Below are 25160 nucleotides of genomic sequence, written 5' to 3' on the forward strand. Positions count from 1 at the left end.
TTATATTGCGCCGCGCTTGCTTCCATGGCTGTCAGGTAGCTTTATGTCCGGCTCAGATCTCAAGGCGCTTTACCTCGCCCATCGTGGTGAAATCCAGGCTTACCTGGACCGCCGTCTACGCTGCAAGGAAACCGCAGCCGACCTGACGCAGGACGCGTTCATCCGCCTCTCGGAGCAGATGGGCCGCACCCGTATCGAAAACTTCCGCGCCTACCTGTTCTCGGCCGCACGTAACCTGTTCATCGACCACACCCGCCGCCAGGAACACCGCAAGGGCGAGCCGCTGGACATGCAGGAGCCCGGCTCCCTCGAACAGCCGAGCCCCACCCTGGAACAAGCCGCCATCGCCAACCAGCAGCTGGCGGCTCTCAATGACGTGCTGCAGCACATGCCTGAACCCTGCCGCGACGTATTTTTGCTGGTGCGGGTCGAAGGCCTGACCTATGTGGAGATCGGCGAACGCCTGGGCATTTCGCCCAAGACCGCGTACAGCCGCATGGTGCGTGCACTGGACTTGTTGAAGCAGGGCATGCCCGAGTGAACGCCTTCACTTATACTCGCCGCCTGAACGGTTTTTGTTGAATTGATTAGCCCATGAGTGTTGAACCGCCGCGCCACGCCACGCCCCTCGCCCGCCCCGATGACGCCAGCCACCGGGCCAGTGAGTGGTTTGCCTTGGTCCATGGCGGCACACCGACCCCAGCCGAGCGCGATGAGCTGGCCCAATGGCTGGCCGCCGACCCGCGCAATGCCCAGGCCTATGCCCATCTGGAAAAAGTGTGGGCGGCGACGGCGCTGCTGGCGCCACCGGTCATGCAAGCACCCAAGCTATCGCGGCGGCGCTTTGTCGGTTTCGCCGCAGCCGCCAGTGTGGCGGTGGTTGCCACCAGCGCAAGCACCCTGTGGCTCAAAGGCGTCAGCTCACCCTTTGCCGATGTGCGCACCGCCGTTGGCGAGCGGCGCAGCGTGCAATTGCCCGATGGCTCGACGGTAGAACTGGCAGGCAATAGCGCACTCAACCTGAACTTTTCCCCGACCCAGCGCGCCGTAGAGCTGCTGCAAGGCGAAGCGTTTTTCAGCATCGTGCCCAAGGCTGCCGGTGAGTTTTCGGTGCAGACCCAGGCCGGTCGTGTGTTAACCAACGAAGCCGACTTCTGCCTGTCCTGTGACGGTGCCAACGCGCAGTTGAGCGTCAGCCGCAACACGGTGCGGGTGATGACACCCAGCCAGCAAACCGATCTGGGCGAAGGCCTCTCGCTGCATTTCAGCGCCACCCAGACCGGCGCCATCCAACGCGCCGAACTGGAACAGGTATTGGCCTGGCGCAACGGCCGCCTGGTGTTCTTCGACACACCGCTGCTCACCGTGGTCAACCAACTGCAACGCTGGCGTGAAGGCAAGATCTTCATTCCCGACCCACAACTGGCGGCGCGCCGGGTCAGCCTGATCCTCAACCTCAACCGCCCGGACCAGATGCTCGACGTATTGTCCAAGGCCCTGGCCGTGCGGATGACGCGTTACACCGACCTGGTTACGCTGATCCAACCGGCCTAATTGCAAATAATTCACATCGCCATCAGGTATCGCCGCGCTTCATCCGTCCTAGAGGGACTGATAGCGCGACCTCATAGGGAAACACCTGAATGGCAAAGCATCCTCAACCCACCCAGCACTGGCGCGCCGCCGCCCTCGCCTGCAGCCTGCTCATGGGCGCAGTGCCGGCGTATGCGGCACCGGCCCCGGGCACCTCGGTCGATAAGCTGTCGCTGAACATCCCGGCCCAACAACTGCGTCAGGCCTTGTTGGTGTTCAGCCAGCAATCCGGGCAAAACGTGCTGCTGGACGGCAACCTCGACAGCGCCCTGCGCAGCTCGACGGTGGTGGGCGTGTATTCGCCGGAACAGGCCCTGGCCGAATTGCTCAAGGGCAGCGGCTACAGCTTTTCGCGTACCGATGCGGTAACCCTGTACCTGGTGCCGTTGCCTAAGCAGGCGGACAACATGACCTTGCCGGCCATCCACATTCAGGACTATGCCGGGCAGGACGGTGGCCCAAGCGTCGGCTACCAGGGCAAGCCGAAGTCCACCACCACCAAGCTCGGCCTCACCGACCAGCAAACCCCGCAAGCCGTCACCGTGGTAACCCGCGAGCAAATGGACGACTTCAAGCTCAACAGCGTGAAAGAAGCCCTGCGCAGCGCTCCTTCGGTGACCGTGGAGCAATTCGAAACCGACCGCACCGCCTTCACTTCCCGTGGCTTCAAGATCGAAAATTTCGAGTTCGACGGCATGGGCTTGCCCTTCTCCGGCGGCGTGCTGGTGGGCGAGCAGGACATGACCGAGTTCGAACAGGTCGACGTGTTGCACGGCGCCAACGGCTTGATGAGCGGTGCCGGCGACCCCTCGGCCACCGTCAACCTGGTGCGCAAGCGCCCCACCGACACCTTCCAGGCCCGCATCGATGCCAGCGGCGGCTCCTGGGATAACCGGCGCCTGGCCCTGGACGTATCCGGCCCGCTGACCGACAGCGGCAACGTGCGCGGGCGCTTTATCACCTCCCACGACAAGGGCAATTCCTACCTCGACAACTACAGCCACGAAGTCAACGTGATGGCGGGTTTGTTGGCCTTCGACCTGTCCGATGCCGACACCCTCACCGTGGGCTTTTCCCAGCAGGACAGCTATTCCAACGGCAGCACCTGGGGCGGCCTGCCGATTGCCGACTACGCTGGCAACCGCATCCACTACAGCGACCGTAGCGCCAGCGTCGGCCAGCCGTGGACCTACTGGAATATCCAGACCCAACGCGCCTTCGCCGAACTGGTCCACGCTTTCGACAACGGTTGGACCAGCACCCTCACCGTGTCCGGCATGAGCCAGCACTCCGACACCAAGATGCTCTACGCCATACCGATCAGCGCCAGCACCGTCGCCGCGTACATCAACCGCACCACCAGCACCGAGCATCAAGTGGCAGCCGAGGGGCAACTGTCCGGGCCTTTCAACTTCCTGGGCCGTGAACATGAACTGACCCTCGGCGCCAACTACGGCCGCCTGCACCACACTGAACGAGGCCACTACAACTCCGCAGCGGGCAACCAGGTGGAAAGCCTCGCCGATGTACTGGCCGGCAATGTGGTGGAGCCAGCGATGAACTACACCGACGACCTCAACACCCAACTGTTCACCGACCGCCAGAAAAGCCTGTTCGCCGGCGCGCGTTTCAGCCTCACCGACGACCTGCACTGGATCGCCGGTGCGCGCATGCTCAGCGCTGATGGCGAAGGCATGGGCTACGGCTCGCCCCACAACACCCGGGTGCACGGCAAAGTCACGCCGTACACGGGCCTGGTCTATGACCTAACCCCGCAGTGGAGTCTTTACACCAGCTGGACCGAGATCTTCAAACCGCAATACCTGCGCAGCACTGCCGGCGGCATTATCGAGCCACTGGAAGGCAAGAGCATGGAAGTCGGCGTGAAAGGTCGCCTGCTGGATGAGCGCCTGGGCGTCACCGCCGCCGTGTTCAAGACCGAGCAACAGAACGTCGCCGAGGCCACCGGGGCCATCGTCAACGGCCAATACGTGTATCGCGGCGTGGATTACAAAAGCCGTGGCGTGGAGCTGGAAGCCAACGGTGAAGTCCTGCCCGGCGTGTCCCTGGCCGGCGGCTACACCTACGTGCACATCGAAGACAACAATGGCGAAAAAGCCCGCCAGTACGTGCCCACTCACAGCGTGCGCGCCAGCCTGACCTACCGCCTGCCCGGCGTGCCCCAAGCCAAGATCGGCAGCCGTGTGCAATGGCAAAGCCACACCGAGGTCGACAGCAACAGCCGCGTGTATCAAAGCGCCTATGCCCTGGTGGACCTGATGGGCAGCTACGACTTCGACGAGCACTGGAGCACCTCGCTGAACCTGAACAACGTCACCGACCAGAAGTACCTGCTGTCGCTGTACCAGGCTGCCGGCTCGACCAATTACGGCGCGCCACGCAACCTTACCGCGTCAGTGACCTGGAAATACTGAGCATGACTTTTTTGCACAACCCATCGGTGTTTTTGGGCGTTCATCTCTAGATTTATGCGTGCCTATACTCGGTTCAGCCACCCGGCTGAGCCGGGGGTCAGTCCCTACAACAATAATCAAGGACACCGACCATGACGCACCCCTTCCTGGCCGCCCGGGATTTTCTGCTCGCCCACCGCACCGACTACGCCACCGCCGTACGGGATTTCCGCTGGCCGCAACTGGGCGCGTTCAACTGGGCGCTGGACTACTTCGACGTCATGGCCGAGGGCAACTCGGCCAATGCGCTGTGGATCGTCGAAGAAGACGGCAGCGAACAACGCTACAGCTTCCAGCAACTGGCCACGCGCTCAAATCAGGTGGCCAATCACTTGCGCTCGCTGGGCGTGCGGCGTGGTGATCGGGTGCTGTTGATGCTGGGCAACGACGTGGCGTTGTGGGACACCATGCTCGCCGCGTTCAAGTTGGGTGCGGTGGTCATTCCGGCCACCGCCCTGCTGAACCCGGATGATTTGCGCGACCGTATCGAACGCGGCCAAGTGCGTCATCTGGTGGTCGGCGAGGCGCATGTCGGCAAGTTTGCCGGCCTGGCGGACGGTTGCAGTCGCGTCTGTGTCGGCGAAGCACCCGCCGGCTGGGTCGCCCACAACGCCGCGTTTGAACACCCCGAACACTTTGAAGCCGAAGGACAGACCCAAGCCACTGACCCGATGCTGCTGTATTTCACCTCCGGCACCACCTCCAAACCGAAGATGGTGCTGCACAGTCACCAGAGCTACCCGGTGGGCCACTTGTCGACGATGTACTGGATCGGCCTGCAACCGGGCGACCTGCACCTGAATATCTCATCCCCTGGCTGGGCCAAACACGCCTGGAGTTGCCTGTTCGCGCCGTGGAATGCCGGGGCGTGCATCTTTATCCATAACGTCGCGCGGTTCAGCGCACCGGCCTTGCTCAACGCGTTGGAACGCTACGGCGTGACCAGCCTGTGCGCGCCGCCCACGGTGTGGCGCATGTTGATCCAGGAAGACCTGGCCAGCTATAAACCGCGCCTGAGCCTGCGTGAACTGGTGGGCGCCGGCGAGCCACTGAACCCGGAGATCATCGAGCAAATCCAGCACGCCTGGGGCTTGCCACTGCGCGATGGTTTCGGCCAATCGGAAACCACCGCGCTGGTGGGCAATACGCCGGGGCAGTTGCTCAAGCCGGGGTCCATGGGCCGTCCGTTGCCGGGTTATCAGGTGGCGTTGCTTGATCCGGATGGCATCCCCAGCACCGAAGGCGAAGTCGCCCTGCCCTTGGCTGTACGGCCACTCGGCCTGATGCTGTGCTATGAAGACAGCCCGGAAAAAACTGCCGAAGTAATGCGCGACGGCTACTACCGCACCGGCGATACCGCGCAGATCGACGCCGACGGCTATATCACCTTTGTCGGGCGTGCCGACGATGTGTTCAAGGCCTCCGACTACCGCATCAGCCCGTTCGAACTGGAAAGTGCGCTGATCGAGCACCCGGCGGTGATGGAAGTGGCCGTGGTACCCAGCCCCGATCCGTTACGCCTGGCCGTGCCGAAAGCCTTCCTGATCCTGGCCCACGACGCTCCCGGCAGCCATGAACTGGCGCGCCACATTCTGGCGTTTGCCCGTGAAAACCTGGCGCCGTACAAGCGTGTACGGCGCATTGAGTTTGTGAGCGAGTTGCCCAAGACCATCTCCGGCAAAATCCGTCGCGTGGAGCTGCGGCAGATGGAGGTGGTGCGGCGCCAGAGTGAAACGCGGGGGGAGCAGGAATACTTCGAAGAGGACTTCGCGGTGACCACCCCCACGGTTTAACTTCCTTGCGCGGTTCAAAATGTGGGAGCGGGCTTGCTCGCGAAGGCGGTGTGTCAGTCAGAGATGTTCTAACTGAACGACCGCATTCGCGAGCAAGCCCGCTCCCACATTTGGATTGGGTTGTGTCAGTCATTCCCTGCTTAGAAATCAACAGTGGCCGACAGCTGCAACGTGCGCGGATACCCCGGCGAAAACGCGCCATATGACGCCACGCCCGACCAGTATTCCCGGTCAAACACGTTCTGCACCGTGGCGCGGAATGTGGTTGGCCGCCCTTCGATCTTCGTTGCATAACGCGCGCCAGCGTCGATGCGCGTCCATGAATCGAGTTCCTGGGTATTAGCCTGGTTCACATACTGGCTGTCGGTGTAGATCGCACCGCCGGTCAGGGTGAAACCTTCCAGCCACGGCGTATCCCACTCGGCCCACAGGTTAGCCTGGATATCCGGCACGCCCACCGGCTTGTTGCCACGGTTGGCGGCAGTGGCGGATTGGGTCAGCTCGCCATCGAGGAAGGTCACGCCGCCCATCAAGCGGGTGCCCGGCGCCACTTCGCCGAACACGCTCAACTCAACGCCACGGTTACGCTGTTCAGCCTGCACCGAATACACACCATCGGCGCCCACTTCGCCACTGGGCTTGGTGATCTGGAACAACGCCACACTGGTCATGAAGGTGCCGTGTTCATACTTCACGCCGAGTTCGTGTTGCTTGGATTCATAAGGCGCGAACGTCTCACCGGCATTGCTCGCCGTCCCCGGCGCCGCATCGCCTTTACTCAAGCCCTCGACATAGTTGTAGTACAGCGACACGTCATCCCAAGGCTTGATGACCACGCCCAGCAACGGTGTATTGGCACTGGCGTCATACCGCGAGCTGACCCCGCCGGTGCTGTTGTAGTTACGCGACTCAATCGATTGGTGGCGCATGCCCAGGGTCAGTTGCAGGCGATCATCCAGAAAGCCCAGGGTGTCGGTGAGCGCTACGCCCGACAGCTCCGTCTCGGAAATGCGCAGTACCTTCGGCGCGTTGATGGACTGTTTGGGCGTGTCCACCGGGTGGTAGATATTCGACAGAATCGTCGTGCCATTGTTGATGCCCCGGGATAACTCATCCTCGTACCGGGTCGCCATCAGCGTGGTCATATGGGTCACCGGGCCGGTGGCAAACAAACCGCGCAGGCCCACATCGGCAGTGGAACGGTCGACGTTGAACTTGTAGTAGCCGGGAATATTGCTGGTATCGCCAGCGTCATTGAGGATGCGCGGCACCTGGTCGGACATGCGCTTCACATCCGAGCGGCCACCACCGGCATGCGCGAACGCGGTGAGGTTGTCGTTCAGGTCGTATTCACCACCGAGCAACAGTGATTGCTCCTTGGTGTCCGACCAACCCCACTTCTGCGGCAGGCTGGTACGGCCATTGGGAGCGGACGGCACCTGCACGTTCGGCGCAATAGTGAACGGCCGTGAAGCGCCGTCATAGCTTTCTTTCTGGCTGATGTAATCGAGGTTCAGGCGCAGCCGCTCGCCACGATAATCCAGGGCAATGGCGCCGATGCCCACGTCGCGGTGCTGGTCATCCGCGGCGGTGTCGCCGCCCTGCAGGCTGCCATTGAAGCGCACGCCAAACTGGTTTTCATCACCGAAGCGACGGCTGATATCGAGGTGGCCGCCGACTTGGCTGTCCGACGCATAGCTGCCGGTGAAACGGGTCAGGTCCTGATCCAGTGGGCGCTTGGGCACGATGTTGATCACACCCCCTACGCCGCTGTTAGGCGAGATGCCGTACATCAGTGCGCCCGGCCCCTTGAGCACTTCGACGCGCTCAGCGTACTCGGTGAACGCCCGGTAGTTGGGCGCCACGCCGTACACGCCGTCATAAGCGAGCTCGCCGAGGTTGCCTTCGCCAATCGCAAAACCACGGATGAAAAACGAGTCGACGATGCCACCGGTTTGCCCGGTAGAGCGCACCGACGGGTCACGCTCCAGCGCGTCGGCCACGGTGACGGTCTGCAGGTCGGCAAGGGTCTTGGCGGTGTAGCTGGTGACACTGAACGGCGTGTCCATCACGTCCTTGTTGCCCAGCATGCCCAGGCGTGCGCCACGGGCCACTTGGCCGCCGGCGAGCACGTCGGGCAAATCGGTGGGGCCGTTGTACACGGCGTTGACGTTGGTTTCACCGAGCGTCAAAGGCTCATCGGCGGCCCAGGCAGTGGTGCTGGCGGCGGCCAATAACAAGGCAGTTCGAATGGCGAGGGTTAACCGGCTGGCAACAAGCATGGCGTCGGGGGTCCTTTCATCGGGAGAAGGTGGAATTACTCCTGATGCCAGCCGGCGCGCGAAAAAGTATCAGCCTGCGGTAAGTTTTTTCCTTGGCTGCGACGTTGCGCTGTCGATGGGTTGTCACTTAGCATTGGGAATACTTCTCAATTGCACAGACCTGCGCCATGAGCGAAACCCATAACAATCCGCACCTGAGCGCGATCGAAGCCCTGTACAGCGGGCATCACGGCTGGCTGTACGCCACGCTCAAACGCAAACTCGGCAACGCCATGGATGCCGCGGACCTGGCCCAGGACACCTTCACCCGCATCCTCGCTTCCCAGGTCACGGTGATCGACCAGCCACGGGCCTACCTGACCTGTGTGGCCAAGGGCATCCTGGTCAACTGGTACCAGCGCAAGGCCCTGGAACGCGCGTATCTGGAAGCCCTGGCTTGCGTACCGATTCATGAGGTGCCGTCGCCGGAAGCGCACTTCGTGGTGCTGGAAACCCTGCATGAAATCGACGCGATGCTCGATTCGCTGCAGCCGCTGGTGAAGCGCGCGTTCCTGCTCTCGCAGCTCAACGGCCTTAAATACCAGGACATCGCCGATCAATTGGAGGTGTCGCTGATCACCGTCAAACGCTACATGAAACAGGCATTTGTGCAGTGCCTGATGCTGGTGGAATAGATGCCCGCCCTGTCTCCCAAAGCACTCGAGGAAGCCGCCGAATGGCTGATGCGCCTCAGCGAAGGCGACCTCAATGACAGCGAGCGCGCCGAATGGGAACACTGGAAACTCAGCAGCCCTGAACGCGACCGCGCCTGGGCCCGCGCGCAGTTGCTGCAAAGCAAGTTGGGCGGCCTGCCGCCGTCGCTGGCGATGTCGGCGCTGGACCGTCCTGCGAGCCCAGAGCGTCGCGCAGCCTTGGGCAAACTGGCGCTGCTGTTGGCGGTGATGCCGGTGGGCTGGGGCAGTTGGAAGCTGGCGCAAAACCAGCAATGGACGGCGGACTACAGCACTCGCGTGGGCGAACGCCGCGAGCTTGTGTTGGCCGATGGTTCGCGCATAACGCTCAATACCGATACGGCTATCGACGTGCGGTTCGACAGCCAGCAGCGCCTGGTGCACCTGCGCGAAGGCGAAATACTGGTGCAGACCGCGCATGAGGCCACCCGCCCGTTTTTGGTCAGCACCCGCCAGGGGCGCATGCAGGCCCTGGGCACACGTTTTACCGTGCGCGAACTGAACGCGCGGACTCATCTGGCGGTGTTGGAAGGTGCCGTCAAGGTGATGCTGGCCGAGAATAGCCAAACGGCGCCACTGATCGTTAATGCCGGGCAGCGTACGGATTTTTCTGCGCAGACGTTTGGGGCGCTGGGTACGGCTGACGGCAATGTGGATGCCTGGACCCGGGGTATGTTGATGGCAGACAAGATGCGCTTGGCGGATTTTGTGGCTGAGCTGTTGCGCTATCGTCGGGGGGTTGTGCGCTGTGATCCGGCGATTGCCGATTTGAAGATTTCGGGGGCGTTTCCGGTCGGTGATAGCCAGCGGGCGTTGGGTATGTTGGTGCAGACGTATCCGGTGCGGGTGAGTGGGCATTTGAATGGGTATTGGGTGACGTTGTCGCCTGCCTGAGGTGGGCAGGCGATTGCGCTTTTTCAGATGTAAACCGGTTCAAATGTGGGAGCGGGCTTGCTCGCGAAAGCGGCTTATCAGGCGACCGAGTTTTTTCGGATGCACACCGCTCAAAATGTGGGAGCTGGCTTGTCGGGTCGCCGCATCGCTGCGATAGCTATGCGTTTGGCGCTAGAGGGTTTGGTTCGGAGTACATATCCGTTATTTGGGTGAAGGCTGATATGGGTTCCGCTCTTACAGCGGCTCACTTTTGAAAAGCGCAAAAGTAAGCAAAACGCTTCGCCCCACCACTCGGCACCTCGCCTAGGCTCGGTGTGCCCTCTCTCCGGCTTGAATCCGTGGGCCGCCGCCACGCGCCATCCATGGCGCGGGGCGGCTAACCCGGCGTCCTGCCGGGTTACCCACGGATTCAAGCCTGCGTTCGGCCAGCGTGGTTTAACGGGGCGCCTAAGATCAAGATCAAGATCCAAAGCAAAGCAAAGCTGCGTCTGACTAAGTGGGCGCGAAAATAAAATGGCAGTTGGCTGATACTTTTTCCAATCTCAACTGGCAAACCTTGGAACTCCTTTACCTCTCGTCCAAAGGCCCCCCTTTCATGCTTGTGATTCGCAGCGTGTTGTTCAGTCTGGTATTGAGCGGTGCCACGATGGCTGCGCAGCTAGATGCGGTTGCGCTGCACGCTTATCAGATCGCTCCGGGCCCGCTCGGCGCTACGCTGTCGCGCTTTGCGGTGGACGCAGGTATTGCATTGTCGTTTGTACCGGCCCTGACCGAAGGCCTGACCAGCCCCGGGCTGTCCGGGATGTATTCGACCCAGGAAGCGGTCAACCTGCTGCTGGCCGGCAGTGGTCTGGCGATGGTGATGCGCAGCGACGGCACCTACACCCTGGTGCAGCGCCGGGTCACTCTGGACAACATCGAGGTCAGTGGCGTCGAGCAACGGGCCGATAGCCTGCCGCCGGTATATTCCGGCGGCCAGGTGGCAGTGGGTGGGCGCTTGGGCATGCTGGGCAATACCGATGTAATGGACGCACCATTCAGCGTCAGCACCTACACCGCCGCGTTGATCAAGGACCAACAGGCCACCACCGTCGGCGATTTGCTGGAGCGCGACTCTTCAGTGCGCTCCACCGGGCAGACCGGGGGTATTGTCGACTCGTTTTTCATCCGCGGCTTCCCGGTGGGCGAAGGTAACCTCGGCGAGTTGGCGTTCGACGGGGTATACGGCGTGGCCTCCAATTACCGGGTGTTCACCGAGTACGCCGAACGCGTCGAAGTGGTCAAGGGGCCGGGCGCCCTGCTCTACGGCATGTCGCCCAACAGCGCGGTCGGTGGCGTGATCAACGTGGTGCCCAAGCGCTCCCTGGAAGAAGACCTCACTCGCTACACCGCCAGCTACGCCCAGGATGCGCATTTGGGAAACCGCATCGATATCAGTCGGCGCTTTGGCGAGGAGCGCCGCTTCGGTGTGCGTTTCAACGGCGGTGTACAGCAAGGCGATACGGTGATCGAGCACCAGGACCGGGCCGTCGATATCGGCGCGCTGTCCCTGGACTATCAGGGCGAGCGCCTGCGCACCAGCCTGGACCTGATCGCCCAGGAGGAAACCTTCGACGGCGCCTCGCGGCCATTCCTGATCGCCGCCGGCGTAAAGATCCCCGACGCCGCCAATGGTCGCACCAACGTTAGCCAGGACTGGGGCTGGTCGAAAACGCGGGACAAATCCGCCTTGCTCAGCGGCGAATATGACCTCACCGACCACCTGACCGTGTTCGGCCACGCCGGCGGCGGCCGGTCGGCGGTGGCGCGCCTGTCCGATCAGACGCCGAGCATCGTCAACAGCGCCGGTGACACCTCGTCGATCCCAGGTTATTACCGCTTCGAAGTGCAGCGCTACACCGTCGACGCCGGCGCGCGCCTGCGCTTTGATACCGGGCCGATCAGCCACAGCAGTACCGTGCAGGTCACGCGTTATCGCGATGAGCTGTCGCGGGGGATTATTTCCGGTGCACCGGTGCTGTCGAATATCTACCACCCCAGCGAAAGCCCCAAACCGTCGATCCCCAAACCGGACGCCCCCAAGGTGTCCGCCAGCGAACTGACCGGCGTGGCCATCGCCGACACCCTGTCGGTGCTGGACCAACGTGTGCAGGTCACCCTGGGCCTGCGTAAACAGACCATCGAGTCCAACAACTACAACGCGGCAGGCACCGTGACCAGCACCTACGACGACGGCAAGACCACACCGCTGTTCGCCGTGGTGCTCAAGCCTTGGGAGCATATGGCGTTCTACTACAACTACCTCGAAGGCCTGAGCAAGGGCGATGTCGCGCCGTCCAACGCGTCCAACGCCGGCGAGGTGTTTGCCCCCTATGTCTCCAAGCAGCACGAAGTCGGCGTCAAGTTCGACTACGCCACCTTCATGTCCACCCTGGCGCTGTTCCAGATCCAGAAGCCCAGCGGCGAACTGGCCGGCGGGCGGTTTGCCGTACAGGGCGAACAGCGCAACCGAGGCCTGGAATTGAATGTGTTCGGCGAAATCGCCCCGGGCACCCGCCTGCTCGGCGGTGTCACCCTGCTGGATGCAACGTTGACCCGCACCGGCGTCGCCGCCAACCAGGGCAATACCCCCGTCGGCGTGCCCAAGGCGCAGGCCAACCTGTGGGCCGAATGGGACACGCCCTGGGTCGAAGGCCTGACGCTGACCAGCGGCGCGATCTACACCGCCAGCCAGTACATCGACCAGGCCAACACCCAACAACTGGCCCCTTGGACGCGCTTCGACATAGGCGCACGCTACACCACGCGCATCGTCGAGCGACCGACGACGTTCCGCGCCACGGTGCAGAACGTGTTTGACCGCGAATACTGGTCCGGTGTGGCGTCCTACGGGGCGTTTTCACAAGGCTCGCCACGCACCCTGCTGCTGTCGGCCACAGTCGACTTCTAATACCGGCTGTCTCGCCTAATCCTGTTGAATACTTGCCTGATCCTCCGACTTATCGACTAGCGGATAACTGTCGCCTTGCGCCGTGGACTAGAGTTCAACCATAAGCGGCCATCACGTCTTCATAAAAAAGGCCGCACCTACCGTCGATCAGCAGGTGAGCCATGGAATTACGGATTAATCAAAAGACCTATCAGGTTGATGCAGACGCCGATACGCCATTGTTATGGGTCATCCGCGATGACCTGGGGCTGACCGGCACCAAGTACGGCTGCGGCCTGGCCCAGTGCGGCGCGTGTTCAGTGTTGGTGGACGGTAACGTGGTGCGCAGTTGCGTCACGCCGGTGGCTGGGGTGGTGGGGCGTGAAATCACCACCATCGAAGCGGTTGAAGAGGACGCAGTGGGCAAACGCGTGGTGGCGGCCTGGGTCGAACATCAGGTGGCGCAGTGCGGTTACTGCCAGTCCGGGCAGGTCATGGCGGCCACCGCGTTGCTCAAGCACACTCCTGCCCCAAATGATGCGCAGATCGAAGCGGCGATGATCAACCTGTGCCGCTGCGGTACTTACAACGCTATCCGCACTGCTGTGCAGGACCTGGCCAAGCCGGAGCGTGCCTGATGAGTGCGCACACCGAGTTATTCGATACGCCAGTGAACCTGTCGCGCCGACGTTTTCTGGCCAGTACAGCCGTGGGTGCGCTGGTGATCGGTTTCGGCCTGCCACTGGGTTCGTCCAGGGTCCAGGCAGCCACTAGCCCGGTTGCCGAACGCGGCACCCAGGTGCCGGCCTTCCTGGAGATTCGCCCGGACGGCACAGTGCGCCTGCTCAGCCCCTTTATGGAAGGCGGCCAAGGTACTCACACCGCCATGGCACAGATTGTCGGCGAAGAGCTGGATGCCGACCCGGCCACCTTCGTGGTAGAAGCCGCCCCGCCCGGCGACGCCTATGTGGTGATGGAAAACGGCATGCGCATCACCGGCGGCAGTATGTCGGTGCGCATGAGTTACCCGGTCATGCGGCGCCTGGGCGCCCTGGCGCGCACCATGTTGCTGCAGGCCGGTGCCGAGCAACTGGGCGTGCCGATGGCCGAACTGACCACCCAGCCAGGCCGCGTGGTGCACGCCGCATCGGGCCGGTCGCTGGGTTACGGTGAGTTGGCAGGCCGCGCGCTGGATATGCCCGTGCCCGACCCGGCCAGTGTAAAGCTGCGCGACCCAAGCCAGTTCCGCTGGATCGGCAAACCGGTGAAGCGCCTGGACGCCTACGACAAATCCACCGGCAAGGCGCTGTACAGCATCGACCAGAAGGTCGACGGCATGCTACACGCCGCCGTGCAGCACGCGCCGCGCCTGGGCATGACCGTGGGCAGCCTGCGTAACCAGGCGCAGGTCGAAGCCATGAAAGGCGTACATTCCGTCCACCAACTGCCCGGTGCCGTGGCGGTGGTGGCCGAACGCTGGTGGCACGCCAAGCGGGCAGTCGAGGCGATTCAAGTCGACTGGCAGGAGCCCAGTGCCGATGCGACTGTACGGGTGATGCCGGCGGATTTCTCCAGCGATGGCTTCCGCGACTTTCTGGCGGCCCAGCAAGGCCCGGCACGTGACGACGAAAACGAAGGCGAAGTAGCCGCCGCGTTGGCGGGCGCAAAGACCACAGTCGAAGCCACCTACCACAACCAATACCTGCACCACGCCCAACTGGAGCCGCCGTCAGCACTGGCGCGGTTCAACCCAGACGGCACGCTGGACGTGTGGCTGCCCAACCAGGCCCCCGACATGTTCCGTGCCGATATCGCCAAGCGTACCGGCCTGAACATCGCGCAAATCAACCTGCACTCGCCGTTGCTCGGCGGCTTTTTCGGCCGGCATTTCCTGTATGACTCGGCCAGCCCGTACCCGCAGGCCATTGCACTGGCCAAGGCGGTGGGCCGTCCGGTCAAGCTGATCTGGAGCCGCGAGGAAGAATTCCTGCGCGATGTGCTGCGCCCGGTGGCGGTGGTCAAGTTCCGCGCCGCGCTGGACGCCAAAGGCTTGCCGGTGGCCATCGAAGCGGTCAGTGCAACCGAAGGCCCGACCGAAGCCATCGCCGGCAAACAGGGTGAAAAACTCGACCCCACTGCTCTTGAAGGTTTGTCCGGCAAGTCTTATGCGATCCCCAACAAACGTATCGCGCAGATCTACGTCAAAGGCCCGGCCATGCTCGGTTACTGGCGTTCGGTGGGCAACTCCCTGAATGACTTCTTCTACGAGGCGTTCCTGGATGAACTGGCGGACAAAGGCGGTCACGACCCTTACGAGTTGCGCCTGCATTTGCTGCGCGACAACCCTCGGCTGACCACCCTGTTGCAAGCGGTAGGCGAGCTGTCCGGTGGTTGGAAACGCGGCCCGTACACGGCTGAAGACGGCACTCGGCGTGCACGCGGCGTGGCCATGGCCTCGCCGTTCGGCTCCCACGCGGCGGTGATCGCCGAAGTGTCGATTGACAGTGGCCAGGTCAAGGTGCACCAGATCTGGGAAGCCATCGACCCCGGCAGCATCGTCAACCCGGCGATTGTCGAGGCGCAGGTCAATGGCGCGGTGGCCTTGGGCTTGTCCCAGGCGTTGCTGGAGGAAGCGGTGTACGTAGACGGCAAACCACGGGCGCGCAACTACGACCTGTATCCGATTTTGCCGCCTTCGCGCATGGCGCAGGTGCATGTGCGGATTGTCGAGAGTGGCGAAAAGATGGGCGGCATTGGCGAGCCACCGTTGCCCGCCGTGGCGCCGGCCGTGGCCAATGCGGTGGCGCAGTTGACCGGCCAGCGCATCCGCAGCTTGCCGTTGAGCCGACACACTTTCAGCTAACCGACAGAGACCGCCCATGAACAACCGTCGATTCGTAAGAACCGCAGGCTGGCTGGCGCTGCCCTGCCTGGTCGCCGCAGGTGTGCTGGCCTGGTACGTCACCCGCCAGCCCGCCTCCCCTTTTGAACAAGCACAAAGCGTGGACGCCGCGTTGGTCAGTCGCGGCGAGTACGTCGCCCGGCTCAGCGACTGCGTGGCCTGCCACAGCTTGCCGGGCAAGACGCCGTTTGCCGGCGGCCTGGAAATGGCCACGCCGCTGGGGGCGATTCATGCCACCAATATCACTCCGGATCGCGAACACGGCATCGGCGCCTACAGCTTGGCCGACTTTGACCGCGCAGTGCGCCACGGCGTAGCACCGGGTGGCCGCAGGCTTTACCCGGCCATGCCCTACCCGTCCTATGTGAAGCTCAGCGACGATGATATCCGCGCGCTGTACGCGTTCTTCATGAAAGGCGTGCAACCGGCCAGCGAACCGAACATCCCCAGCAGCATCCCTTGGCCGCTCAACCTGCGCTGGCCCATTGCAATGTGGAATGGCGTGTTCGCCCCCAGTGAGCCTTACGCCGCCAAGTCCGACCAGGACCCGTTGTGGAACCGTGGCGCCTACATCGTCCAGGGCCCCGGCCATTGCGGCAGCTGCCACACGCCACGTGGCCTGGCCTTCAACGAAAAAGCGCTGGACGAATCCGGCAAGCCCTACCTCGCCGGCGCCCTGCTGGACGGCTGGTACGCACCGAGCCTGCGCCAAGACCCCAACACCGGCCTGGGCCGCTGGACCGAGCCGCAGATCGTGCAGTTCCTCAAGACCGGGCGTAACCAACATGCGGTGGTGTTCGGCTCGATGACCGAGGCGTTCAACAACTCCACGCAGTTCATGGCCGACGACGATCTGGCCGCCATCGCCCGCTACCTCAAGTCTTTGCCGGGTGATCCACAGCGCGACGGCACGCCTTGGCACTATCAGACCGCCGCTGCCGACACCGGCCCGGGCGCTCACACCTACGCCACCCGTTGCGCGTCGTGCCATGGCTTGGACGGCAAGGGCCAGCCCGAGTGGATGCCACCGTTGGCCGGTGCCACCTCGGCACTTGCGAAGGAAAGCGCCTCGGCCATCAACATCACCTTAAATGGTTCGCAGCGGGTGGTGACTGCCGGAGTACCGGACGCCTACCGCATGCCCGCGTTTCGTGAGCAGTTGTCTGACCAGGAGATTGCCGAGGTGCTGAGCTATGTGCGCAACACCTGGGGCAATAACGGGGGCGCGGTGGACGCGCAAGCGGTGGGCAAGCTGCGCGGGCATACAGACCCGGCGAGCAGCAGCCCGATTATTTTGCATATGCGTTGACACCTGGATGGGACTTTAGACGACCTGTAGTGAGCGGGCTTGCCCCGGTACAGACCGGGGACATCGTTTACATTTCTAACCGGCGTGGTGTACAGCGTCAGAAGACTATGCCGCCAGCGTCGACGCGGCGCTGAACGAAGCCAAGGGTTTACTGCTGACCTTCAAGGCGGTGCTGCGCCGGTTGTATCGCGCCGAAGCGAGCCGGCATACGCCGGGCAATGGGTTGGGGTTGAGCATGGTGGCGGCGGTAGCAAGGTTGCATGATTTGCAACTGACGGTCAGTGATGCGGGGCCGGGGTGTCGGGTGGAGTTGGTGCGCAAGGGGTGATTTCGTTGAGTTGCGGGTATTGAACGTGCACTTTATGCGCAAATTGTTGTGCCTGACACTTGAGCCAATCAAACAGGCGAGCGATATCCGGCTCTGACTGCCTGCCATTCCGGCAAATGATGTAGTACGCAGCGGGCGACATCATCACGGGGCCGTTTAATGCAACCAACGAACCGTCTCTCAACGCGTCGTACACCAACGCTGTGCGACCCAAGGCAATCCCCCCTCCTTTTAATGCCAGGCTGATAGCCAGGCTCGAATCGGGAAAACGGGGACCATGATGATAGGGTGGCGCAGCCAGCCCCTGAAACGAAAACCAGCTTTCCCATCCTGGGCACACTTGATCGTCAACCCGATGAATCAACGGGTACTCTGCGATATCCGCGAATGCGATATCGCCATTCACTTGCTGAAACTGCGGCGAACACACTGGAAATACAGCGTCGCGCATCAGCAATTCGGCGTGAAAACCCGGGTAGTCACCGTACCCCATCACAATCGCGACATCGAACTGATGAGCCCCCAGGTTGGCGCTGTTCATGTCCGCGCTGGTCAACACCAGGTCAAGGTTGAATGAAGCCTCGGTGTGAGAACCGTGCATCCTGGGAATCAGCCACGTTGAACACAGCGAGGACGTGCACGCGAGGTAAAGCGGTTGGGGCTTGCTGGGGTTGAGCGAATGCAACACCGCGTCCAGTGTTGTGAAGAATCCATCTGTGACCGGAAACAGCGCCTGCCCCTCTGCCGTGAGCTTGACGCCACGCGAGTGCCGCTCGAAGAGTTGCACACCCCACCACTCCTCGAGACCCGAAATTTGATGGCTGATGGCACTGGCGGTGAGGTTAAGTTCGGAGGCGGCGCGCGCAAAGCTGCCTGTTTTTGCAGCACTGACGAACGCTTGAAGCATCGGTGTCGGTGGCGGACGTTGGGCCATCAGGTGCTCACTTTGATCAGAATGATCCCGCAAACAATGACGAACGCCGAAAACATCCGCCGCCAACCGAAGCGTTCATGAAAAAACAGCGCGGCAATAATGGCGCCGATGATAACACTGGTTTCCCGCAATGCTGAGACCTTGGCCACCGCGTCCAATGACAGTGCAAACAACACCAAACCGTATGACGCCAGATAAAACACTCCCCCCATCACACCCACCCGCCAGTGCTTGCCAATAGCCTGGGCGAGTGCCGCACGCTCTTTAAAATAGGCCAGCAGCGGGATCGGCATGCTCTGAAAGAGTGTCAGGTAGATGATGTACTGTAGAACCGTCTCACTGGCTCTTACGCCTTTGGCATCCACGACCGTGTAGGACGCAATGAATGCACCGGCACACACCGCCATCAGTATTGGTTTGAACATCTGCGCCGTCATCTTGCGCACAAACGTCAGACTGATAATCCCCAGACAAATCAGCAGCACACCCGCCATCGCCTGAAACGACAGTTGCTCATGCAGCAAACAGTAGGAAAACAGCGCAACCAACACGGGCGGCACGCCCCGCATCACCGGATAAACCTGGCCAAAGTCACCGGTTTCGTAAGCCTTGATCAGAAACAACCGATAGACCGTATTGAGCACCACGGAAATCAGCACATAGCCCCACACCTCAAGACTGGGCAGCGTAACCAGCGGCAGCGCGACCAGGCAGATCAACAGCGCAGTGCCATCGACCATGGCCAGGGTCATGAAACGGCTGCTTCCGGCACGGACAACGGCGTTCCAAGTGGCGTGCATAAAGGCGGAGATCAGGACCAGGGTGATTGCGATGTCGGCGTTATCCATGGGGCTCGGCTTTTGGTGGGTATTGGAGGTCGAACGTTATCTACGGCAGACATCATTGTTTGCGTAACCACATCCGTAGCATGTAGCGATTCAACCCACTCAAAGGTTCGGCATCATCAATATTTTCTCGCGCCGCATTCGTATCGATGAAATGCGTTCGTGTATGAAGAAATTTATTGTCCGCTGAAATAAGCATCTGCCCAGGTTCAAGCAGCACTCGATATTGAACCGATGATTGATCGAGGGCCGTATCCAAAAAATTCAATGCCTGGGTCTGCGCTGAGGTCAACGGAACTCCGGCTTTGAGGTGAGCCGATTCAATGTAGACCCGAAAGTATCGGATCAAAGGAATACCCTCGTCGGAGAAGCTGAGAATAGGCGCTTTAAACAGCTGTTCTTCCTCTGACATACCTCGGTTCTCAAAGTAAAAGTCACACTTTAGTTCTTCAAGTATGTCGGGAAAAGCCATGAGTTCCGCGTAGACCGCGCTCGCATCGATAAACGTTCATGATTAATAAGATCTCGTAGGTTCCTCAATTCTGTGCTCAACACGTGATGACGAATCGGATCAATGCAAGCAGGCCTCATATCCAACCGTTCGTTCTGCTCTCCAACTTCTAATGCATTAGTTGCATTGAGCAGTTCATTAAAGGCTGTCTCTGAGAGCCGAACTTTAGAGACTTCCTGACGAAAACCACTTAGGTTTATGTTCATCGCAATCCTTTACGGTAGTTGGTTGGGACACCCATTTAACTAAGCGCCCAACACCTGAAAAAGCGAAACCTCGTCATGGCTGCCATCAAAATTTGTCATGCCAGACCATTCCTACAGATAAACACCTTTCAACTAACAGGTAGTGGCACCTGGTCATGGTTTGTAAAGGGCCAGCAAGGCGCATCGCTTTTAATTGCAGGACGTTTCCTAGACAATCCCTGCCGCCTTGTGCCTGCTGGAATCGGTGGCTAGTCTGCGGTCCGTCACTGCCTATTCAGTGATCGGGTTTAGTCGCCCGGAATGACACAAGGCGCATCGTCACATGAAGTTTTATGGTGGCTGTGCGCAGGGCACCTTCGGGTGCGCCGGATTTGCTTGTGGCCGGTCGACTAACCTGCGTACAGCCGCCACCCTTCGTTAAGACGCCCTGCTCTATACCGCCAGCTTGCTCGATAGCGCGTCGGCTACCGCGCTCGATTGTGGTGAGCAATTGGCAAGCCCCGAACGGGCGAAGATCCTGGCGGTGTGGCATTTGCTGGAAATTGCCAAGACGACAGTAGATCGCTCCATCGAATGCCTGAAACCCAGCTAAAAACTGACACCGCCTGACGACAATCTGTAGTGAGCGGGCTTGCCCCGCGCTGGGTGGCGAAGCCGCCCCAATCCAGTCACCGAGAGCTTTCAGAAAAACCGAGGTGCCTGGGTTTAGGGCGGCTTCGCCACCCAGCGCGGGGCAAGCCCGCTCACTACAAGTGCGGTGTCCAGAAGCTTATTCCACGACGATATTTATCACGTTTCTTTGACGTTTTTTTCTCATTCCCCCCTCTACATTCGCCGCGCCCAAACATGCAAATGATTCCTATTGGTCTAGTCTCAATCGACCTCTCGCGGATTTCCCGTGCATTAATAAAAACCGGAGCGCTCACCGCATGACCACCCGTCTTCCGTCCTTTATCAAAAAAGCCCTGCTCGCCACCGCATTGGTCAGCGCCGGGCACGTGTATGCCGCCGACTCGGTGGGCATTGTGGTGTACAACGCCCAGCACGAAAGCCTTACCAAGGCGTGGGTCGAAGGGTTTACTCAAGAGACCGGCATCCCGGTGACGATCCGCAACGGCGACGACACCGAGATGGGCAACCAGATCGTGCAGGAAGGCGCCGCCTCCCCGGCCGATGTATTCCTCACCGAAAACTCCCCGGCCATGGTGCTGGTGGACAACGCCGGGCTGTTCTCGCCGTTAGCGCCGACCACCTTGGAACAGGTGGACGCTGCCTATCGCCCGGCCCATGGCAAGTGGATCGGCATTGCCGCGCGCTCCACGGTGTTCGTGTACAACCCGAGCACGCTCAAAGAAGCCGACCTGCCCAAGTCGCTGCTGGACCTTGCTTCGCCAAGCTGGAAAGGCCGCTGGGCCGCCTCCCCGGCCGGTGCCGACTTCCAGGCCATCGTCGCCGCCGTGCTGGAGCTGAAAGGCGAAGCCGCCACCCTCGACTGGCTCAAGGCAATGAAAGCCAACGCGACCATTTATCGCGGCAACAGCGCGGTACTCAAGGCCGTCAACGCCGGCCAGGTGGACAGCGGCGTGATCTATCACTATTACAGCTTCGTCGACCAATCCAAGACTGGCGAAAACAGCAAGAACACCAAACTGCACTACTTCAAACACCAGGACCCGGGCGCGTTTGTGAGCATTTCCGGGGCCGGTGTGTTGGCGTCCAGCAAGCATCAGGAACAGGCCCAGGCCTTCGTGAAGTGGATCACCGGCAAAGACGGCCAGGCCATTCTCAAGGACGGCACTTCGTTCGAATACGCCGTGGGCCAGAACGCCCAGTCCAACCCCAAGCTGACGCCGCTGGCACAGCTGGACGCGCCGAAGGTCGATGCGTCCAAGCTCAACAGCAAGAAAGCGGTGGAGTTGATGACCCAAGCCGGACTGCTCTGATTGCTGCCTGAAACCTCCCTCCCAGGCGTTGCACACGCAGCGCCACGCAAACGCGTCCACGGTTTGTTCAAAAGCCGTGCGGGCACGTGGGTCACCGGGTTATCGGTGCTGGTGTCGTTGCTGGCGCTGCTGCCAATTGCCTTTGTGATCGGCGTGTCCTGGCAGATCGGCTGGGCGCAGATCGAAGCGTTGGTGTGGCGCCCTCGTGTCGGCGAATTGCTGACAAACACCGTGCTGCTGGTGGTTCTCACACTGCCGTTGTGCATTGTGTTGGGTGTTGCGCTGGCGTGGTTGACCGAGCGCACCGACCTGCCGGGACGCCGCTTCTGGTCGCTGCTGGCCGTTGCGCCACTGGCGGTGCCGGCGTTTGTGCACAGTTACGCCTGGGTCAGCCTGGTGCCGTCGATCCACGGTTTACCAGCCGGTGTGCTGGTGTCGGTGATTGCCTATTTCCCCTTTCTGTACTTGCCGGTGGCGGCGACCTTGCGCCGGCTTGATCCTGCGATTGAAGACGTGGCCGAGTCCCTGGGCCTCAAGCCCTGGGCGGTGTTTCTCCGGGTGGTGTTGCCGCAGTTGCGCCTGGCGATCTGCGGCGGTGCGCTGTTGGTGGGCCTGCACCTGCTGGCCGAATACGGCTTGTACGCGATGATCCGCTTTGACACCTTCACCACGGCGATTTTCGATCAGTTCAAATCCACGTTTAACGGCCCGGCAGCGAATATGCTCGCGGCCGTTCTGGCGCTGTGTTGCCTGGCGATGCTCACTGTCGAATCCGCTGCCCGTGGCCATGCGCGTTATGCACGGGTGGGTTCAGGCAGCGCCCGTGAGCAGCGCATCGTTGTGCTGGGCGCCGGCACCACCCTGCTCTCCCTCGGCTTGCAAATGGCAACCTGCGCACTGGCCCTCGGCGTTCCACTGATCACCTTGGGCAAATGGCTGATCGCCGGTGGCCGCGAGGTCTGGCAGTTGGGCGAACTGTTGCCGGCGCTGGAGCAAACCGTACTGCTGGGCATCGCCGGTGCCGTGTTGACCACCTGCGCGGCGGTGCCAATCGCCTGGCTGTCGATCCGTGCGCCGGGGCGCTTGCAGCGCATCCTCGAAGGCTGCAACTACATCACCAGCTCCTTGCCCGGCATCGTCGTGGCCCTGGCGTTGGTCACGGTGACCATCCATTTCGCCCGGCCGATCTACCAGACCACGATTACCGTGCTGCTGGCCTACCTGCTGATGTTCCTGCCACGAGCGCTGGTGAGTCTGCGCGCCGGTATCGCCCAGGCGCCAGTGGAGCTGGAAAACATGGCTCGCAGCCTCGGCCGCTCGCCAGGCCGCGCGCTGTGGCTGATCACAATGCGCCTGGCCGCACCGTCTGCCGCTGCGGGCGCGGCGCTGGTGTTCCTGGCGATCACCAATGAATTGACCGCCACCTTGCTGCTGGCGCCCAACGGCACGCGCACCTTGGCCACCGGTTTCTGGGCGATGACCAGCGAGATCGACTACGCAGCGGCCGCGCCCTATGCGCTGATCATGATCCTGCTGTCACTGCCGTTGACCGGCCTTCTCTACCATCAATCCAAACGCACGGCAGGCCGATGAACGCCCTCGAACTGAACGCACTCTGCAAATCCTTCGGCGCCCAGCGTGCCCTGGCAGACGTCAGCCTGTCGGTGCCCACCGGCAGCCGCACGGTGATCGTCGGGCCGTCCGGCTCGGGCAAGACCACCTTGCTGCGGATGATTGCCGGCTTTGAATTCCCCGACACCGGCAGCCTCACGCTGAACGGGCAAACCCTGGTCGACAACACCCACGCCGTGCCAGCGCACCAACGCCAGATCGGCTATGTGCCGCAGGACGGCGCGCTGTTTCCGCACATGACCGTGGCCGACAACATCGGCTTCGGCCTGGCAACCAAGGGTGAACCGCGCCACGAACGCATCGCCGAACTGATGGACAGCGTGGCCCTCGACGCCAACATGGCGCGGCGCTGGCCCCACGAACTCTCCGGTGGCCAGCAACAACGCGTGGCGCTGGCCCGCGCATTGGCGCAACAGCCACGCCTGATGCTGCTGGATGAACCCTTCTCCGCGCTGGACACTGGCTTGCGCTCGGCCATGCGCAAGATGGTCGCGCGCCTGCTCAGTGACGCGGGCATCACCACGATCCTGGTCACCCACGATCAAAGCGAAGCGCTGTCGTTTGCCGATCAACTGGCCGTTATGCGCCAGGGTCGACTGGTGCAATCGGGCCATCCGATGGACCTGTACCAATACCCCGTCGACGAGCAGACTGCGTTGTTCCTGGGCGAAGCCGTGGTGGTGCCCGCCAGGATCGAAGCCGGCTGGGCCCACTGTGGCTTGGGCCGCGTGCCGGTCGACAGCAAGCTCGACCACGCCACCACCCGGATCATGCTGCGCCCTGAACAGTTGCAGCTCAGTACCACCGACGATTCCGGTTGCCGTGGCGTGGTGACCGAGCGCGAATTCGGTGGCAATACCTGCACCCTCACCGTGGAACTGCAAGCCGACGGCCAAGCCATCCTGGTGCGCAGCTCCGGCCTGCAGGCGCCACCGCTGGGCAGCGTGGTGCACCTCACCACCGTGGGCCTGGCCCACGTCCTGAAAAAAACATCGGCCCTCAGTCCCAGCTAAGTTTCGCGGTTTACCTTCTCCTCTGCGCCAACCACTGCGCCGTCAAGGAGAGGTAAACCCGATGAATGCCACAGCAGCCCGTTGGCTGAACAAAGTACCCGAGGTGACACTGTCCTTCTGGGTGATCAAGATCCTGTCCACCACCGTGGGCGAAACCGGCGCGGACTACCTCGCGGTGGAGGCCGGCTTCGGTGCCGGCTGGACCAGTCTCGGCATGGCTGCGCTGCTGGCCATCGCCTTGTTCGGCCAACTGCGCACCAAGGCCTACACCCCGTGGATCTACTGGCTGACCGTGGTGCTGGTGAGCATCGTCGGCACGCAGATCACCGACATCCTCACCGACAAACTCGACGTCAGCCTTTACACCAGCACGGCGATTTTCTCGGTGCTGTTGGCGCTTAATTTCATGGTCTGGTACCGCACCGAGCGCAGCCTGTCGATCCGCGCCATCGTTACACCACGCCGCGAGTGGTTCTACTGGACCACGGTGCTGTGCACCTTTGCCCTCGGCACTGCCGCCGGCGACTTGGCCACCGAGGCACTGGGCCTGGGCTTTACCCTCGGTGCAGTGATCTTCGCAGTTTTGATCGCCGTCGCGATGCTGGCCTGGAGCGTGGGCGTCAACAGCGTGCTGACCTTTTGGGTCGCCTACATCCTCACCCGCCCGTTCGGCGCCTCCCTCGGCGACCTGCTCACCCAGGCCAAGAACTACGGCGGTCTGGGCATGGGAGCCAACTGGACCAGCGCCCTCTTCCTCTGCGTGATTGTGCTGCTGGTGGCCGTCGCGCAGCTCAACGTCGGCAACCGCAAAGCGATTACCCAATGATTATTCACACCAAGG

18 protein-coding genes and 2 pseudogenes are annotated in these 25160 nt (G+C 61.8%); 16 read left to right on the plus strand and 4 right to left on the minus strand.

Annotated elements, in window-relative coordinates:
* Positions 1–43 precede the first annotated feature (43 nt).
* The 4 genes from CFE47_RS09915 (at position 44) to CFE47_RS09930 (ending at position 5860) form a co-directional block, all read left to right on the plus strand.
* A complete protein-coding gene (locus CFE47_RS09915; protein ID WP_286836588.1) occupies positions 44–541 on the plus strand; it encodes an RNA polymerase sigma factor in 498 nt (165 codons plus the stop codon).
* Positions 542–594: 53 nt separating this feature from the next.
* A complete protein-coding gene (locus tag CFE47_RS09920; protein ID WP_286836590.1) occupies positions 595–1554 on the plus strand; it encodes a FecR family protein in 960 nt (319 codons plus the stop codon).
* Between the two features lie 89 nt (positions 1555–1643).
* A complete protein-coding gene (locus tag CFE47_RS09925; RefSeq protein ID WP_286836592.1) occupies positions 1644–4028 on the plus strand; it encodes a TonB-dependent siderophore receptor in 2385 nt (794 codons plus the stop codon).
* A gap of 131 nt (positions 4029–4159) precedes the next feature.
* Entirely contained in the window at positions 4160–5860 is a 1701-nt protein-coding gene (locus CFE47_RS09930) for an AMP-binding protein (protein ID WP_286836594.1), read from the plus strand.
* A gap of 140 nt (positions 5861–6000) precedes the next feature.
* Here the strand turns inward: CFE47_RS09930 and CFE47_RS09935 are convergent, their stop codons facing one another.
* Positions 6001–8142 carry a TonB-dependent receptor gene (locus CFE47_RS09935; RefSeq protein WP_286836595.1) on the minus strand — a complete coding sequence of 714 codons (2142 nt, stop codon included), beginning with the start codon at positions 8140–8142 and terminating at the stop codon, positions 6001–6003.
* A gap of 167 nt (positions 8143–8309) precedes the next feature.
* Between CFE47_RS09935 and CFE47_RS09940 the strand changes: the two genes are divergently transcribed.
* From CFE47_RS09940 to CFE47_RS09970, 7 genes and pseudogenes are all read left to right on the plus strand, one after another.
* The gene (locus CFE47_RS09940; protein ID WP_286836597.1) at positions 8310–8816 is read left to right on the plus strand and encodes a sigma-70 family RNA polymerase sigma factor; all 507 of its coding nucleotides are present in this window, start codon (positions 8310–8312) and stop codon (positions 8814–8816) included.
* The gene (locus CFE47_RS09945; protein WP_286836599.1) at positions 8817–9767 is read left to right on the plus strand and encodes a FecR domain-containing protein; all 951 of its coding nucleotides are present in this window, start codon (positions 8817–8819) and stop codon (positions 9765–9767) included.
* Between the two features lie 595 nt (positions 9768–10362).
* Positions 10363–12717, plus strand: a complete 2355-nt coding sequence (locus CFE47_RS09950; RefSeq protein WP_286836601.1) for a TonB-dependent receptor — start codon at positions 10363–10365, stop codon at positions 12715–12717.
* 161 nt (positions 12718–12878) lie between these two features.
* A complete protein-coding gene (locus tag CFE47_RS09955; protein ID WP_286836602.1) occupies positions 12879–13334 on the plus strand; it encodes a (2Fe-2S)-binding protein in 456 nt (151 codons plus the stop codon).
* A complete protein-coding gene (locus CFE47_RS09960) occupies positions 13334–15559 on the plus strand; it encodes a xanthine dehydrogenase family protein molybdopterin-binding subunit (protein ID WP_286836603.1) in 2226 nt (741 codons plus the stop codon). The genes CFE47_RS09955 and CFE47_RS09960 overlap by 1 nt, the downstream gene beginning before the upstream one ends.
* A 16-nt stretch (positions 15560–15575) precedes the next feature.
* Positions 15576–16907: a c-type cytochrome gene (locus CFE47_RS09965; protein WP_286836604.1), complete on the plus strand. Its 1332-nt coding sequence runs from the start codon at positions 15576–15578 to the stop codon at positions 16905–16907.
* 163 nt (positions 16908–17070) lie between these two features.
* Positions 17071–17235: pseudogene (locus tag CFE47_RS09970) on the plus strand (ATP-binding protein); the annotation flags it as partial.
* Here CFE47_RS09970 and CFE47_RS09975 read toward each other — a convergent pair.
* From CFE47_RS09975 to CFE47_RS09985, 3 genes are read right to left on the minus strand one after another with little or no spacing between them, the layout of a single operon-like run.
* The gene (locus tag CFE47_RS09975; RefSeq protein ID WP_286836605.1) at positions 17186–18169 is read right to left on the minus strand and encodes a LysR substrate-binding domain-containing protein; all 984 of its coding nucleotides are present in this window, start codon (positions 18167–18169) and stop codon (positions 17186–17188) included. The pseudogene CFE47_RS09970 and the gene CFE47_RS09975 sit on opposite strands and share 50 nt — an antisense overlap.
* The gene (locus tag CFE47_RS09980; RefSeq protein WP_286836606.1) at positions 18169–19017 is read right to left on the minus strand and encodes an EamA family transporter; all 849 of its coding nucleotides are present in this window, start codon (positions 19015–19017) and stop codon (positions 18169–18171) included. Before CFE47_RS09980 ends, CFE47_RS09975 begins: the two co-directional genes overlap by 1 nt.
* A gap of 52 nt (positions 19018–19069) precedes the next feature.
* The gene (locus tag CFE47_RS09985) at positions 19070–19426 is read right to left on the minus strand and encodes a Fe(II)-2OG oxygenase family protein (protein ID WP_286836608.1); all 357 of its coding nucleotides are present in this window, start codon (positions 19424–19426) and stop codon (positions 19070–19072) included.
* Positions 19427–20152: 726 nt separating this feature from the next.
* On the opposite strand from CFE47_RS09985, the pseudogene CFE47_RS31750 reads away from it, so the two are divergent.
* From CFE47_RS31750 to CFE47_RS10005, 5 genes and pseudogenes are all read left to right on the plus strand, one after another.
* Positions 20153–20323, plus strand: a pseudogene (locus CFE47_RS31750) (DUF6124 family protein); the annotation flags it as partial.
* A gap of 337 nt (positions 20324–20660) precedes the next feature.
* Complete coding sequence (locus CFE47_RS09990) at positions 20661–21674, plus strand: iron ABC transporter substrate-binding protein (RefSeq protein ID WP_286836610.1); 1014 nt, start codon at positions 20661–20663, stop codon at positions 21672–21674.
* 3 nt (positions 21675–21677) lie between these two features.
* Entirely contained in the window at positions 21678–23267 is a 1590-nt protein-coding gene (locus CFE47_RS09995) for an ABC transporter permease (protein WP_502695465.1), read from the plus strand.
* Positions 23264–24319 carry an ABC transporter ATP-binding protein gene (locus tag CFE47_RS10000; protein WP_286836612.1) on the plus strand — a complete coding sequence of 352 codons (1056 nt, stop codon included), beginning with the start codon at positions 23264–23266 and terminating at the stop codon, positions 24317–24319. The genes CFE47_RS09995 and CFE47_RS10000 overlap by 4 nt, the downstream gene beginning before the upstream one ends.
* Before the next feature lie 61 nt (positions 24320–24380).
* Positions 24381–25145 carry a COG4705 family protein gene (locus CFE47_RS10005; protein ID WP_286836613.1) on the plus strand — a complete coding sequence of 255 codons (765 nt, stop codon included), beginning with the start codon at positions 24381–24383 and terminating at the stop codon, positions 25143–25145.
* The last annotated feature ends 15 nt before the right edge of the window (positions 25146–25160 follow it).

The organism is Pseudomonas sp. PGPPP1, assembly GCF_002255865.1.
Classification (GTDB): domain Bacteria; phylum Pseudomonadota; class Gammaproteobacteria; order Pseudomonadales; family Pseudomonadaceae; genus Aquipseudomonas; species Aquipseudomonas cremoris.

What these genes read in the sequence shown, in the direction of transcription:
- CFE47_RS09980 (WP_286836606.1), bottom strand. Translation starts at nt 19,017, where the DNA reads ATGGATAACGCCGACATCGCAATCACCCTGGTCCTGATCTCCGCCTTT.
- CFE47_RS09975 (WP_286836605.1), bottom strand. Translation starts at nt 18,169, where the DNA reads ATGGCCCAACGTCCGCCACCGACACCGATGCTTCAAGCGTTCGTCAGT.
- CFE47_RS09935 (WP_286836595.1), bottom strand. Translation starts at nt 8,142, where the DNA reads ATGCTTGTTGCCAGCCGGTTAACCCTCGCCATTCGAACTGCCTTGTTA.
- CFE47_RS09915 (WP_286836588.1), top strand. Translation starts at nt 44, where the DNA reads ATGTCCGGCTCAGATCTCAAGGCGCTTTACCTCGCCCATCGTGGTGAA.
- CFE47_RS09960 (WP_286836603.1), top strand. Translation starts at nt 13,334, where the DNA reads ATGAGTGCGCACACCGAGTTATTCGATACGCCAGTGAACCTGTCGCGC.
- CFE47_RS09950 (WP_286836601.1), top strand. Translation starts at nt 10,363, where the DNA reads ATGCTTGTGATTCGCAGCGTGTTGTTCAGTCTGGTATTGAGCGGTGCC.
- CFE47_RS09945 (WP_286836599.1), top strand. Translation starts at nt 8,817, where the DNA reads ATGCCCGCCCTGTCTCCCAAAGCACTCGAGGAAGCCGCCGAATGGCTG.
- CFE47_RS09925 (WP_286836592.1), top strand. Translation starts at nt 1,644, where the DNA reads ATGGCAAAGCATCCTCAACCCACCCAGCACTGGCGCGCCGCCGCCCTC.
- CFE47_RS09955 (WP_286836602.1), top strand. Translation starts at nt 12,879, where the DNA reads ATGGAATTACGGATTAATCAAAAGACCTATCAGGTTGATGCAGACGCC.
- CFE47_RS09965 (WP_286836604.1), top strand. Translation starts at nt 15,576, where the DNA reads ATGAACAACCGTCGATTCGTAAGAACCGCAGGCTGGCTGGCGCTGCCC.
- CFE47_RS09985 (WP_286836608.1), bottom strand. Translation starts at nt 19,426, where the DNA reads ATGTCAGAGGAAGAACAGCTGTTTAAAGCGCCTATTCTCAGCTTCTCC.
- CFE47_RS09930 (WP_286836594.1), top strand. Translation starts at nt 4,160, where the DNA reads ATGACGCACCCCTTCCTGGCCGCCCGGGATTTTCTGCTCGCCCACCGC.
- CFE47_RS09940 (WP_286836597.1), top strand. Translation starts at nt 8,310, where the DNA reads ATGAGCGAAACCCATAACAATCCGCACCTGAGCGCGATCGAAGCCCTG.
- CFE47_RS09920 (WP_286836590.1), top strand. Translation starts at nt 595, where the DNA reads ATGAGTGTTGAACCGCCGCGCCACGCCACGCCCCTCGCCCGCCCCGAT.
- CFE47_RS10000 (WP_286836612.1), top strand. Translation starts at nt 23,264, where the DNA reads ATGAACGCCCTCGAACTGAACGCACTCTGCAAATCCTTCGGCGCCCAG.
- CFE47_RS10005 (WP_286836613.1), top strand. Translation starts at nt 24,381, where the DNA reads ATGAATGCCACAGCAGCCCGTTGGCTGAACAAAGTACCCGAGGTGACA.
- CFE47_RS09990 (WP_286836610.1), top strand. Translation starts at nt 20,661, where the DNA reads ATGACCACCCGTCTTCCGTCCTTTATCAAAAAAGCCCTGCTCGCCACC.